The 574-nt window shown below is 63.2% G+C and carries 1 protein-coding gene; it reads left to right on the forward strand.

Annotated features, from left to right (window positions below; genetic code table 11):
- A partial coding sequence (locus tag ACMGDK_RS19740) for an alpha-E domain-containing protein (protein WP_436809514.1) occupies nt 1-574 on the forward strand: 574 nt, incomplete at both ends.

Below are 574 nucleotides of genomic sequence, written 5' to 3' on the forward strand. Positions count from 1 at the left end.
CGCACCATCGATGCGACCTTGCGCGTGACCGCGCTGCCCGCCGCCTATATCGGCAAGACAAATGAATGGGACTCGGCGCTGCTGACCGCGGGCGTCGCCGCGAGCTTCTATCAGCAGTACCAGGAAGCCAACGAGCACAACGTCGTCGAATACCTGTCGTTCTCGCCGAACAATCCGTCGTCGATCCGGAACTGCATTGAGGCAGCACGGCTCAACTCGCGCTCGGTGCGCACCGCGCTCACCAGCGAGATGTGGGACACCATCAACTCGGCCTGGATCGAATTGCAGGAGGTCTGGAGCAAGGGCACCTCGACGCGCGAGGAACTCGCAAAATTCCTGCGCTTCGTGCAGGAGACCTCGCTGCGCTTCGACGGCTCGGCCTACCGGACCATGCTGCGCAACGACGCCTACTGGTTCTCGCGGATGGGCGTGCATCTGGAGCGCGCCGACAACACCGCGCGCATTCTCGACGTCAAGTATCACGTCCTGTTGCCCGAAGAGGAGCATGTCGGCGGCCCCCTGGATTACTACCAGTGGACCTCGATCCTGCGCTCGGTGTCGGCGCTAACGGCCT

Origin of the sequence: Chryseobacterium hilariae (assembly GCF_051400735.1) — a bacterium.
Classification (GTDB): Bacteria; Bacteroidota; Bacteroidia; order Flavobacteriales; family Weeksellaceae; genus Chryseobacterium.